The sequence below is a fragment of the Bacillus sp. AFS012607 genome, from assembly GCF_002558005.1.
GTDB classification, from domain to species: Bacteria; Bacillota; Bacilli; order Bacillales; family Bacillaceae_G; genus Bacillus_A; species Bacillus_A thuringiensis_S.
The window spans coordinates 1-13,047 of the sequence record NZ_NTVM01000013.1 but is presented as its reverse complement, the minus strand read 5'-3'; the positions used below and the strand labels follow the sequence as shown (position 1 = coordinate 13,047).

Below are 13,047 nucleotides of genomic sequence, written 5' to 3'. Positions count from 1 at the left end.
TGCTATCTTTTTTATTTTTTTGTATGACAAATCATTTATTTCTTTTCGTTCTATCTGTCAAATTTATTTCCTGTTCACGTTTACCATATAACTGATTAATTTCATTTGCTACTGCATCTAAATATGAATCGGAAAAAATAGGCTTCTTTTCTTTAGACATATGGGTCTCCTTTGTGGATTTTTTAGTATTCATTATGTATATTTCTCAGCGGATTATGCGCAATCATTTTAATTTTTTTCTTATTAAAAATTTTTGTTTACTTTTTGAAAATAAAGGAGTATTATAATCCACAGTTTCAATTTTCTAAATCGCTGAAACCGCATGGTACGGGGGACCCGTTTTTACGGATTAGTACATAATCCGATGGGGTGAATCCTTGAAAAAGGTAGGGCTACTCATAGGCCCGAATCCGACAGCTAACCTCGTAAGCGTTATATTGAGAAGGAAGGTGGAGCTTGTGCGACAAAAAAAATAATGTCTACAAGTCTATTTCGCTATGGCTTGTAGACATTTTTTGTTTTCTGAAGAAATAGTTTACTGGCTGTAACAAGCAGAAAAGTTCGTACAAAATTATTGGAGAGTGGACAGCATTGGTTTCATCTATTAAAAGATTTTTAATTGGAAGACCGTTAAAATCAACGGAGCTTGGAGAACAAAAGCTTAATAAAACGAAAGCTTTAGCTATTTTATCTTCTGACGCATTGTCATCAGTTGCTTACGGTCCAGAGCAAATTTTAATTGCTTTAGCAGGTGTTGGAGCGATCGCCTATTGGTATTCCATTCCGATCGCTGTTGGGGTATTAGTATTATTGACAGCCCTTATTTTATCTTATCGTCAAATTATTTTTGCTTATCCGCATGGCGGGGGAGCGTATGTTGTATCAAAAGAAAATTTAGGGATGAATCCAGGCTTAATTGCTGGAGGATCTTTATTAGTTGACTATATTTTAACTGTTGCGGTAAGTGTGTCCGCGGGTACAGATGCAATTACTTCTGCGTTTCCTAGCTTACATGCACATAACGTAATTATTGCGGTTATATTTGTTATATTAATTACGATATTAAATTTAAGAGGAGTAACGGAATCAGCTTCCGTGCTAGCATATCCTGTTTATTTATTCGTTTTAGCACTATTTATATTAATTGGTGTGGGCATATATAATATTTTAACTGGTCATGTTTCACCTACTTTACATGCGCCGATTGGAACACCAGTTGCAGGAATTAGTTTATTTTTATTACTAAGAGCATTTGCATCAGGTAGTTCTGCTTTAACAGGTGTTGAAGCAATTTCAAATGCAATTCCGAACTTTAAAGATCCTGCGCCAAACAATGCTGCAAAAACATTGCTTGCAATGGGTGCATTACTTGCTGTGTTATTTTCAGGAATTGTATTTTTAGCTTATTATTACGGAGTGACTCCGAGTAAAGAAGTAACAGTTGTTTCTCAAATTGCTGAACAAACATTTGGACGTAATTTCATGTACTATTTCATACAAGGTACAACAGCTTTAATATTAATTCTCGCTGCTAATACAGGCTATTCTGCATTTCCTTTATTAGCGGTTAACCTTGCAAAAGATAAATTCATACCGAGAATGTTTACGATTAGAGGAGACCGTTTAGGTTACTCAAACGGTATTATTATACTTGGAGTTGCTTCGATTATTTTAATTGTAGCTTTCCAAGGACAAACAGAACATTTAATTCCACTATATGCAGTAGGTGTATTTATTCCATTTACACTTTCTCAAACAGGGATGGTATTAAAATGGCTTCGGGAAAAACCTGAAGGATGGGCTTTAAGATTAACGGTTAATTTAATTGGTGCAGTTATTAGTTTTATCGTAATGAGCATGTTCTTTTTAACTAAATTTGCACAAGTTTGGTCGATACTTATTTTCTTACCTGCAATCATCTTCTTATTCCACAGAATTAAGAAGCACTATGATGCGGTAGGTGATCAGTTAAGTTTAAAAACTTGTGAACCACTTGTTCCGATTAAGGGAAATGTAATCGTCGTTCCGGTAGCTGGTATGACTCACGTAGTAGAAAATTCATTGAACTATGCTAAGGCTCTTTCGGCAGATCAAGTTATTGCTGTATATGTTGCTTTTGACAGGGAAGAGGAAAAGAAATTTGAAGAGAAATGGAAAAAGTGGCAACCTGAAGTTAGGCTTGTTACATTACATTCTCATTATAGAAGTATTATCCAGCCGCTAACGAAGTTCATCGATACAGTGCAATATAAGGCAAGTGAATCGAATTACCGCGTTACGGTCGTTATACCACAGTTCATTCCGAAAAAAGGTTGGCATAACATTCTTCATAATCAATCCAGTTTACTCATACGTGCGTATTTACTTTATAAAAGAAATGTTGTTATTACGACAGTTCCATATCATTTGAAAAAATAAGAAGATTTTTTAAGGATAGCTTCGTGAAAATGAAGCTATCCTTTTTGTGTATATGCTATGCATAATTGCATATGGGCTCGAAAATTATATTTATATAATTTTATCAGTTATTTTCAAGTAGTGTTTTCTGTTGTGATATGTAGATATTTCAATCTATAAAGTGAATCGGATTATATTTTGAAATAAGGACACGAAAGCTTGAAAATAAAGGGAATGAAAATACTTCTTTACGTTATATAAACAGCTGTGTTTAAATGACCTTACAGTACAAAACATATATGAAAACAAAACGAAATTTCATATTTACGTATGTTGTTTAGTTTAAAATGAATAATATTTTTATGTAATATATTCACTGTGTGAATGTGGGGATTTCGATGAAATAGAAAATTTATACAATATTATTCATACTAAACACATATGAAAAATAATAAAATGTTTTGTGACGATAAGTAAGTACTGTAGCAATACGAGAGAGGTGGTTCGTACATGGATCGCGGTGAGAACGTTCTCTATTTTAACCATCTCAAATTATAGGTAAGAAAATAGAATAATAAAATGCGATAGTAATAGTTGCTAATACATAGGAGGAGTTAAAGTGAAAAAGACTTTAATTACAGGGTTATTGGTTACAGCAGTATCTACGAGTTGCTTCATTCCTGTAAGCGCTTACGCTAAGGAGGGGCAGACGGAAGTGAAAACAGTATATGCACAAAATGTAATTGCTCCAAATACATTATCCAATTCAATTAGAATGTTAGGATCACAATCACCTCTTATTCAAGCATATGGATTAATTATTTTACAACAGCCAGATATTAAGGTAAATGCGATGAGTAGCTTAACGAATCATCAAAAGTTTGCAAAGGCGAATGTACGAGAATGGATTGATGAATATAATCCGAAGCTAATTGACTTAAATCAAGAGATGATGAGATACAGCACTAGATTTAATAGCTATTATAGTAAGCTCTATGAATTAGCAGGAAACGTAAATGAAGATCAGCAAGCAAAAGCAGATTTTATGAGTGCATATGGAAAATTACAATTGCAAGTACAAAGCATCCAAGAGAGTATGGAGCAAGATTTATTAGAGTTAAATCGATTTAAAACAGTATTAGACAAAGATAGTAACAACTTATCAATTAAAGCCGATGAAGCAATAAAAACACTGCAAGGATCAAGTGGAGATATTGTGAAATTAAGAGAAGATATTAAAAGAATTCAAGGTGAAATTCAAGCTGAATTAACTACTATTTTGAATAGACCTCAAGAAATCATTAAAGGTTCTATTAATATTGGTAAACAAGTATTTACAATCACAAATCAAACTGCACAAACGAAAACAATCGATTTTGTTTCTATCGGTACTTTAAGTAATGAAATTGTAAATGCTGCAGATAGTCAAACGAGGGAAGCAGCTCTTCGCATTCAACAAAAGCAAAAGGAGTTATTGCCACTTATTCAAAAGTTATCACAAACTGAAGCAGAGGCGACTCAAATTACATTCGTTGAAGATCAAGTAAATAGCTTTACAGAATTAATTGATCGTCAAATTACAACTTTAGAAACGTTATTAACGGATTGGAAAGTTTTAAATAATAATATGATTCAAATTCAAACAAATGTCGAAGAAGGCACGTATACAGACAGTAGTTTACTTCAAAAACATTTCAATCAAATTAAAAAAGTAAGTGATGAAATGAATAAGCAAACAAATCAATTTGAAGATTACGTTACAAACGTTGAAGTACATTAAACAGAAAAATAATTAGCGATATAGGGAGAGAAGAAAAATGACAAAAAAACCTTATAAAGTAATGGCTCTATCAGCACTTATGGCAGTATTTGCAGCAGGAAATATTATGCCGGCTCATACGTATGCAGCTGAAAGTACAGTGAAACAAGCTCCAGTTCATGCGGTAGCAAAAGCTTATAATGACTATGAAGAATATTCATTAGGACCAGAAGGCCTAAAAGATGCAATGGAAAGAACAGGTTCAAATGCTTTAGTAATGGATCTGTACGCTTTAACAATTATTAAACAAGGTAATGTTAACTTTGGAAATGTATCGTCTGTTGATTCGGCTTTAAAAGGGAAAGTAATTCAGCACCAAGATACAGCTAGAGGAAATGCGAAGCAATGGTTAGATGTATTAAAACCACAGCTTATTTCAACGAATCAAAATATCATTAACTACAATACGAAATTCCAAAACTATTATGATACTTTAGTTGCTGCAGTTGATGCAAAGGATAAAGCGACTCTTACGAAAGGCTTAACTAGATTATCAAGTAGTATTAATGAAAATAAAGCACAAGTGGATCAGTTAGTAGAAGACTTGAAGAAATTCCGAAATAAAATGACTTCGGATACGCAAAACTTCAAGGGTGATGCAAATCAAATTACATCTATATTAGCTAGTCAAGATGCAGGAATTCCGCTATTACAAAATCAAATTACAACGTACAATGAAGCAATTAGTAAATATAATGCAATTATTATCGGTTCATCTGTTGCGACAGCTCTAGGACCAATTGCAATTATCGGTGGTGCAGTAGTTATTGCTACGGGCGCAGGAACACCGCTAGGAGTAGCATTAATTGCAGGTGGTGCAGCAGCTGTAGGCGGTGGTACAGCTGGAATCGTATTAGCGAAGAAAGAGCTTGATAATGCACAAGCAGAAATTCAAAAGATAACAGGACAAGTTACAACTGCGCAATTAGAAGTAGCTGGATTAACGAACATTAAAACACAAACAGAGTATTTAACAAATACAATTGATACTGCAATTACAGCGTTACAAAATATTTCAAACCAATGGTACACAATGGGATCAAAATATAATTCTTTACTTCAAAATGTGGATTCAATTAGTCCAAACGACCTTGTTTTCATTAAAGAAGATTTAAACATTGCGAAAGATAGCTGGAAAAATATTAAAGACTATGCAGAAAAGATTTATGCTGAAGATATTAAAGTAGTAGATACGAAAAAAGCATAATTGAATACAAATCGTTAGAGCGTTAAGTGTTGATGAATGATTTGAAGCTCCTGTTCAGTTGTGAGCAGGAGCTTTTTATACTCTTATAAAGAAAATAGGTGAAAAGTATGCAGAAAAGATTTTATAAAAAATGTCTTTTAGCGGTAATGATTGCTGGGGTGGCAACGAGTAACGTATCTCCTTTACATCCTTTTGCAGCAGAACAAAATGTAAAGGTACTACAAGAAAATGTGAAAAACTATTCTCTTGGACCAGCTGGATTCCAAGATGTAATGGCACAAACGACATCGAGTATATTTGCAATGGATTCATATGCAAAATTAATTCAAAATCAACAAGAGACGGATTTAAGTAAAATAAGTTCGATTAATAGTGAATTTAAAGGGAATATGATTCAGCATCAAAGAGATGCAAAAATTAATGCAGCATATTGGTTAAATAATATGAAGCCTCAAATTATGAAAACGGATCAAAATATTATAAATTACAATAATACTTTTCAATCGTATTATAACGACATGTTAATAGCGATTGATCAAAAGGATAGCGGAAAATTAAAAGCGGATTTAGAAAAGTTGTATGCGGATATTGTAAAGAATCAAAATGAGGTAGATGGATTATTAGGAAATTTGAAAAGTTTTCGCGATAGAATGGCGAAAGATACAAATAGTTTCAAAGAGGATACAAATCAGTTAACAGCGATATTGGCAAGTACGAATGCTGGTATTCCAGCTCTAGAGCAACAAATAAATACATATAACGATTCGATTAAAAAGAGTAATGATATGGTCATTGCTGGTGGCGTACTTTGCGTAGCGCTAATAACATGTCTTGCTGGCGGGCCGATGATTGCGGTTGCAAAAAAAGATATCGCAAATGCAGAAAGAGAGATAGCTAATTTAAAAGATAGAATTTCAGGAGCACAAGCAGAAATCGTAATTTTGACTGATGTAAAAAATAAAACAACAAACATGACGGAAACAATTGATGCAGCAATTACAGCACTACAAAACATATCAAACCAATGGTATACAGTAGGTGCAAAATATAATAATTTACTACAAAACGTAAAAGGAATTAGTCCGGAAGAGTTTACGTTTATAAAAGAAGATTTACATACAGCGAAAGATAGCTGGAAAGATGTAAAGGATTATACAGAAAAATTACATGAAGGTGTGGCAAAGTAAACAGTGGGCTAGTTCCGCTGTTTATTTTTATTCCGTTTTTTTGTGAGAGTTGAACTTGTAATTTTATATATAAGTTTTCATGTGTTTTATCCATGTGTGTATAAAAAATCTTTTTGTTATCGCTCCCTTTGATAGAATCCATTTTCACATAGGTTTTTTACCGAATTTTTTAAAAATTAAATTTTACGGCTTGATAATTCGTTTAAAATGATTTAATCTTATGTCAAATGATATATTTATCTATCAAAAATGCTTTTATAAAGATAAAGGAGTGATTGAGAATGTTAAACGCCCCATTGATGGTAAGCCTTTAGGTGCAACCACATTGAAAAGATTGGGAAGAAATGAGTGAGCTTTCACAATAAAGAACTCTATAACTTTATGTAGTGTTTGATGCCCTTTGATTAGATTTTTTTAAAAAACAAACCAATATTAATTGAATCAAAGTTTAGAAATTAAATATATGAGTAGTAGAAAAAAGCCATTAGTTGTTATCATGTCTTGATGAAAAACATAAAAAATAGGCAAGAAAAATTCTGAGAAAACCTGTTCAGAAAGTATGGTATGAAAGCAAGTTAGTGATGGGAATTCAAAACCAATTTGATAAAAGTGAGGTAAATAATATGACTTTTGAAGAAAAATTACAAGCATATGCAGAACTTACGGTGAAAATCGGTGTGAATATTCAACCAGGGCAATACTTATTAGTCAATACATCAGTGGATGCATTGGATTTCGCCCGTATAGTTGTGAAAGAGGCTTATAAGGCTGGGGCAGGGCGTGTTCATGTTAATTTCTCGGATGAAGAAATGGAACGTGCTTACTTTGATTATGCCTCAGATGAAGAATTTAATCGCTTCCCAGAGTGGATAGTCAAAATGAATGATGAGCTGATCGAATGTAAAGGAGCATTATTAATGATAGATGCTACAGATCCTGATAAATTTACAGGTATTTCATCTAATCGTCTAGCTACCTATCAAAAGGTAGCAGGAGCTGCTCTGAGCAACAATCGCAACGCCGTAATGAAGGATTCAGTAGCTTGGTCTATGGTAGCAGTTCCTTCACCAAAGTGGGCATCGAAGGTGTTCCCGGATTTAGCAGCTGAGGATCAAGTACCAGCATTATGGGAGGCTATTTTTAAAGCTGTTCGTATTGGTGAAGGCAGTGCTATTGAAAAATGGCGTGAACATGTAAAAAATTTAGAATCTCGTGCGGTCCTACTGAACAATAAAAAATATATAAAGCTTCACTATACAGCGCCAGGTACTGATTTAACAATTGCATTAGCACCACAGCATAAATGGATTACTGGAGGTGGTAAAACTCCTGATGATACTATCTTTATGGCTAATATGCCGACCGAAGAGGTTTATACGTTACCGATGAAACAAGGTGTAAATGGCTATGTAAGCAATACAAAACCATTAGTTTCTCAAGGGAATATTATCGACGGCTTTAAACTGACATTTGAAGAAGGAAAAATTGTTAAAGCTGAAGCACAGGTAGGACATGATTTATTACAGGAGCTTATTAATGTGGATGAAGGCTCGTGCTATTTAGGTGAGATAGCACTTGTACCAAATGAATCACCAATTTCAGCATCGGGAATTTTATATTTTAATACATTGTTTGATGAAAATGCATCGAACCATTTAGCGATTGGTAAAGCTTATCCAACTTGCTTAGAGGATGGAAGAGATTTAGAAAACGATCAGCTTGAAACGTTAGGTGCAAATATTTCAGTAACACATGAGGATTTTATGATTGGCAGCAGTGAGATGGACATCGACGGTATTCTACCAGATGGAACTGTAGAACCAATTTTCCGTAAAGGTAGCTGGGCATTTTAAGTTTTTAATTTGAAGAAAGGAGTAGAGTGGATGAAACGGTTACTAAGCATAATTGGTGCAACTATATAGGGGGTTCATCTGCTTTTGCTTAGGCTGAAAACTACCTCTTTAATTAGAAGTAAAATACATTCAAAGGAGATAGGCCAATGAATTTCTGGGAAGTTGTTTTGATAGTAGTGAATTTTAGTCTATTGAGTTGGATACTGTTAATAGGCAGAGAAACGAAAAAGTGGTCTAAATTAGCTACTTTGATTGCCGTTGTAATGGTTACAGTTCAGTTATTGGCAGAAGGTTTTAGGTGGCAGATGATTCCGGCATATGTATCCCCAGTTATCTTAATTTTATGCTATTTATTAACTGGGCGGAAAAAGGGCTGTAGAAGTTGGGGGATATTCATAGTTAAGACCTCGTTGCTATGTATCTATTTGTCTGTAGCAGTGGCGCTACCCTTACTTATGCCAGTATTTTCATTTGAAGAACCAACCGGCCCACATAGGATCGGTACGAAGGTATATCATTGGATTGATCATCAGAGAAATGAACCATATTCGAAAAATCCAACCGATCGGCGCGAACTGATGGTGCAAATTTGGTATCCTACAGCTGAAAAAAGTAAGGGGGATCCAGAACCTTATATTCGTAACATAAATGAGCTTTCCAAGGGATTGGAAAAAACATTGTCCATTCCTGCATTTGCATTCAGCCACATGGAATTGGTAAAATCTCATTCGTTTATGGATTTACAACTCTCAGATTCAGAGAATCATTATCCCATATTACTTTTCTCTCATGGTTTTAATGGTTTTCGTAATCAAAACACGTTTCAAGTTGAGGAGTTGGCTAGTCAAGGATATATTGTTCTAAGTATCGATCATACCTTTGATGCTGCAGCTACCGTCTTTCCAGATGGTCGAACTGCTTACGTACAGCCCATCAATTTAACTGATGAAGGGGATAGCCACATAAAATTATGGGAGGAAGATGTCAGCTTTGTCCTTAATCAGATAGAGAAACTTAATCAAAACGATGAGACCGGCTTCTTTACAGGAAGAATGGATACTTCGCGAATTGGAATGTTTGGTCACTCTTACGGTGGAGCTACCGCAGCACAAATACTTGCAAAAGATTCTCGTGTCAAAGCAGCTATCAATATGGATGGTACATTGTATGGAGAAATCTTTCCTGAAAGTGGAATTGGAAAACCATTTCTACTCATGAGTGCAGAAGAGCCTGATGAAGCAGATCCCTATGAAGTGAGGGAGCGATATGGACGTGGGTTAGCTGGTGGTGGTATGTCAATGGTCATACCTCATACGGATCATACAAGCCTCACTGATTTACATTTGTTCTCCCCTCTGTTGCAGAGCCCAGGTGAAAATCCAAAGGAAGTTCATCGTATTATCAACGAATTCAGCCTGGCATTTTTTGACCAGTATGTAAAACAGAAGGATGACGGCTCAACCCTTAAAAGGCTGATGACCAAATACCCGGAAGTGAATTTTAAAGTAAACCGATAACTTTATGCAGAAAGAAGCTTCATTATAAAACATTCAGTAATTAAATGAAGTGCAACCGGATTTAATAAAAGTAGAAAAATTACTATAAGTATTAATGCGTCATGAAAAATAGTTTAAAAAACCTAGATAAGGTAATCAATTTCTCTACTAAGAAAGCGATTCGAACCATTTCCTTTGGTTCTTGTATTTATTACATTAAATAATTTAATTTCTTCATCGTTATCTAAATAATGAAATGCTAAAAATGAAACATTCAAAGTACTATCAGTTTCAGTAATATAATTCTTTTTGAAAAGCTACATTCAGCATCTGGACACTTTATTTGAGATTGTTTATTATAATATCAAATGATATATTTTTCTATCAAAAATGACGAATTTATACAGAAAAAGGGAGAGATTGACGATGAAGAAAGACTTGTCAGCGTTGAAGGAAGCGAGATTTAATGCAATTCTTGATTCGGCTACTATATTGCTTGTTGAAAATCCTACTGCTTCGATGAATGAAATTGCGGAATATGCGGGAATTGGAATTGCTACACTCCATCGCTACGTCGAAAGCAGGGAGAAATTGATGCTGTTCTTAGGCCATCGGGCTATACAACTGGTAAGTGATACTGTAAACCAGATTCCACTGGATGAGGAAAGAAGCGAAAACTATATCCCGGAACTCATTGAAGCGTTAATCCCTTTAGGTGACAAAATCTATTTTCTAGGTCATGATGCATCTGTATTTAACAACAAAGAATTAGGTAAAGCAGAAGAGAAGCTGAGGGAACCCTTACGACGCGTTATTGAGCTGTTACAACAAAGAGGTTATTTTCAGCAAACGGTTAGCAGCGAATGGATTTTGAATACGCTTTATGCTCTGCTTTTCCATACTTGGGAACAGGTACATGAAGGAAATGTGGCTAAAAAATCTGCTGCAGAGCTTGTTTTAAATACATTTTATTATGGTTTTAAAGCTAAGGATGATTTGAGAGGTAAGTGAACTGATTCAAATCCATGATAATTAATATCAATAATACAGAAAGCGAAAAGGAGGACTGGGAAATGAATCAAATCTCTATTGTAAAGGCTGTTCATCAATCCATGGTCGGCGCCCAGTTAAATGTAATGGCATTGGAATACATGGCGTTTCCACTTGCAGGATCTGAGGAGAAGAACACAGTCGAAGGGACATTTTGTAAGCTCTGGCGGCAGGAGAACAACCGTTTTAGTCATCAATACGCTTATGAAGCTCAAATGGACGGGAAAACTTTAGGGATGATTACTTGCTATCCCATACCCGTTTTAAACCGTCTTGCCTGGTCCACTTTTAAACAGCTGCTTTCATTCCGAAAGCTGGGTTTTGTTATTTATAACATTTTGAATATCAAAATGCTTTATTCCATGTTTACCTTGAAGGAGGGAGAAGATGACGAGTTTCACATCGGAACAATTGCCTTATTGCCCGAAAGTCGAGGACTAGGGATAGGTACCAGACTACTTAAGTTTGCCGAGGAACAAGCTTCCCTGCAAGGCTTTGCCAAATGCTCTCTGACGGTAAAGAAAGAGAATCAACTTGCCATTAAATTGTATCAGAGGATAGGCTACCAGATTACAGGCGAAATTAATAAACCAAAGTTATCGTTGTACAGAATGGTCAAAAACGTAGAATCTTACAACCGTTTATAAAAAAATTGTACCGTATCAGGGTACCGCCACATACCTATCAACCGAAATATTCTGAATTATCAACAAAATAAAAATGAACTTTTTGTTACAAGTTAATACAAAATTTCGTTCTAGAGGCACTAAAAAATTTTAGCTTGATAGTGATGGGATGGGGCCTCTATATAAAAAAACACAGTTTACACTCAAACTGTGTTTTTCGACGTACAATGATTTATCAACATCTCTTATTATTCTTTAAAATCTGCAACAGAACCAGGATTTCCCCTCAAAGTATAAATTCCAAGGGGAACCGTTTTTTTTATTTACTTATATACGTACAGCTGTACCACTGACAGCAACCATTAACATTCCATCACGAACAACTTCGTAATCTACGTCAATACCAACGATAGCGTTCGCACCTTTTTCTTTTGCAAGTTCTTTCATTTCGCCCATTGCAATATCACGAGCGTCTTTTAGCTTACTTTCATAAGCACCAACACGGCCACCGACAACATCACGAACGGAAGCGAATACATCGCGGACAATATTTGCACCCATAATAGCTTCACCATTTACAATATCAATATACTCAATAATCTCTTTACCTTGAATTCCAGAAGTTGTTGTTACAATCATGACTGACACTCTCCTAATATCTTATAATTTTTGATTAGCTTTCTTATGCCATAGAAAAAGTATTTTTGGCACCAGAAACAAGTCTAGTTTCTTACAGAATGAAACCAAGGCAATTGTTTAACATGTGTATCGCTATAACATATGCAATGGATCTTTTAGAAATAAGATAAGCCGCAGTAAGTATCAACGATCCAGGTAAATAAATAGCAATATCCGAAAGTTGGTTCGTATGAAGAAGTGTAAAAATCATAATCGAAATGATAGATGCAATAGCAGTACCAATATGGTAAGAAAAACGATTTATTAATATGTGACGAAACACAATTTCTTCAAGTATTGGACCCAGAATACCAAATACAAGCAATGTAAATACAAGAGGTACCTCCGCACCCGTTTCAAGGAGCTGCTCTTGGTTCTCTGGTTGACCAGTTGCTAGAAAACGCATAACACACTGTTCCACAATTACCGTAAATAAAACTACCATAGGAATACTTACTATTTTCAAAATTGTCTTCTCTTTAAAATAAGTAAAACTTTCAATAATTTCTTTCCTAAAGAAAATGATTCCTACAATAGCAGGTACAGTAAAACCGATGGCACTAAGAACAAATTCTGATTCAACTAAATTGACATTAGCTAAAAGTGATATGCCAAATAATATGTACAAGCCAATTTGAAATGGTACAAACATTGTAAAGATTATGAGCATAATGATTTCTTTTTTATTCATTTTTATAAAGTTCACTGTATTGCCCCCATCGCTATCAAGCTAA

At 34.7% G+C, this 13,047-nt stretch carries 11 protein-coding genes and 1 riboswitch; of the genes, 8 read left to right on the top strand and 3 right to left on the bottom strand.

What is annotated here, in order from left to right:
- Positions 1 to 31: 31 nt before the first annotated feature.
- Positions 32 to 160, bottom strand: coding sequence for a hypothetical protein (locus tag CN409_RS32560; RefSeq protein ID WP_000031873.1), 129 nt, complete (start codon positions 158 to 160; stop codon positions 32 to 34).
- 140 nt (positions 161 to 300) lie between these two features.
- Positions 301 to 447: riboswitch (cyclic di-AMP (ydaO/yuaA leader) on the top strand.
- 144 nt (positions 448 to 591) lie between these two features.
- Here CN409_RS32560 and CN409_RS16690 point away from each other — a divergent pair.
- The 8 genes from CN409_RS16690 (at position 592) to CN409_RS16650 (ending at position 11,656) form a co-directional block, all read left to right on the top strand.
- On the top strand, positions 592 to 2,418 hold the full coding sequence (locus CN409_RS16690) for an APC family permease (protein ID WP_000254886.1): 1,827 nt from the start codon (positions 592 to 594) through the stop codon (positions 2,416 to 2,418).
- A 598-nt stretch (positions 2,419 to 3,016) separates the two neighbouring features.
- Positions 3,017 to 4,177, top strand: coding sequence for a non-hemolytic enterotoxin NHE subunit A (gene nheA / locus CN409_RS16680; RefSeq protein ID WP_000751828.1), 1,161 nt, complete (start codon positions 3,017 to 3,019; stop codon positions 4,175 to 4,177).
- Between the two features lie 37 nt (positions 4,178 to 4,214).
- Positions 4,215 to 5,423, top strand: a complete 1,209-nt coding sequence (nheB, locus tag CN409_RS16675) for a non-hemolytic enterotoxin NHE subunit B (RefSeq protein WP_097981439.1) — start codon at positions 4,215 to 4,217, stop codon at positions 5,421 to 5,423.
- 107 nt (positions 5,424 to 5,530) lie between these two features.
- On the top strand, positions 5,531 to 6,610 hold the full coding sequence (nheC, locus tag CN409_RS16670; RefSeq protein WP_001172000.1) for a non-hemolytic enterotoxin NHE subunit C: 1,080 nt from the start codon (positions 5,531 to 5,533) through the stop codon (positions 6,608 to 6,610).
- A 623-nt stretch (positions 6,611 to 7,233) separates the two neighbouring features.
- Positions 7,234 to 8,463, top strand: a complete 1,230-nt coding sequence (locus tag CN409_RS16665) for an aminopeptidase (protein WP_097981437.1) — start codon at positions 7,234 to 7,236, stop codon at positions 8,461 to 8,463.
- Between the two features lie 146 nt (positions 8,464 to 8,609).
- Positions 8,610 to 9,980: an alpha/beta hydrolase family protein gene (locus CN409_RS16660; RefSeq protein ID WP_001012300.1), complete on the top strand. Its 1,371-nt coding sequence runs from the start codon at positions 8,610 to 8,612 to the stop codon at positions 9,978 to 9,980.
- A gap of 405 nt (positions 9,981 to 10,385) precedes the next feature.
- Positions 10,386 to 10,970 (top strand): TetR/AcrR family transcriptional regulator, encoded by a 585-nt coding sequence (locus tag CN409_RS16655; protein ID WP_000710982.1) that lies wholly within the window; start codon positions 10,386 to 10,388, stop codon positions 10,968 to 10,970.
- 62 nt (positions 10,971 to 11,032) lie between these two features.
- Positions 11,033 to 11,656, top strand: coding sequence for a GNAT family N-acetyltransferase (locus CN409_RS16650; RefSeq protein ID WP_001071938.1), 624 nt, complete (start codon positions 11,033 to 11,035; stop codon positions 11,654 to 11,656).
- 306 nt (positions 11,657 to 11,962) lie between these two features.
- Here the strand turns inward: CN409_RS16650 and CN409_RS16640 are convergent, their stop codons facing one another.
- Positions 11,963 to 12,274, bottom strand: a complete 312-nt coding sequence (locus CN409_RS16640) for a heavy metal-binding domain-containing protein (protein WP_000637518.1) — start codon at positions 12,272 to 12,274, stop codon at positions 11,963 to 11,965.
- Between the two features lie 91 nt (positions 12,275 to 12,365).
- Positions 12,366 to 13,019, bottom strand: a complete 654-nt coding sequence (locus tag CN409_RS16635; RefSeq protein WP_001009305.1) for a CPBP family intramembrane glutamic endopeptidase — start codon at positions 13,017 to 13,019, stop codon at positions 12,366 to 12,368.
- Positions 13,020 to 13,047: the final 28 nt, after the last annotated feature.

What these genes read in the sequence shown, in the direction of transcription:
- CN409_RS32560 (WP_000031873.1), bottom strand. Translation starts at nt 160, where the DNA reads ATGTCTAAAGAAAAGAAGCCTATTTTTTCCGATTCATATTTAGATGCA.
- nheB (WP_097981439.1), top strand. Translation starts at nt 4,215, where the DNA reads ATGACAAAAAAACCTTATAAAGTAATGGCTCTATCAGCACTTATGGCA.
- nheC (WP_001172000.1), top strand. Translation starts at nt 5,531, where the DNA reads ATGCAGAAAAGATTTTATAAAAAATGTCTTTTAGCGGTAATGATTGCT.
- CN409_RS16665 (WP_097981437.1), top strand. Translation starts at nt 7,234, where the DNA reads ATGACTTTTGAAGAAAAATTACAAGCATATGCAGAACTTACGGTGAAA.
- CN409_RS16660 (WP_001012300.1), top strand. Translation starts at nt 8,610, where the DNA reads ATGAATTTCTGGGAAGTTGTTTTGATAGTAGTGAATTTTAGTCTATTG.
- CN409_RS16655 (WP_000710982.1), top strand. Translation starts at nt 10,386, where the DNA reads ATGAAGAAAGACTTGTCAGCGTTGAAGGAAGCGAGATTTAATGCAATT.
- CN409_RS16650 (WP_001071938.1), top strand. Translation starts at nt 11,033, where the DNA reads ATGAATCAAATCTCTATTGTAAAGGCTGTTCATCAATCCATGGTCGGC.
- CN409_RS16640 (WP_000637518.1), bottom strand. Translation starts at nt 12,274, where the DNA reads ATGATTGTAACAACAACTTCTGGAATTCAAGGTAAAGAGATTATTGAG.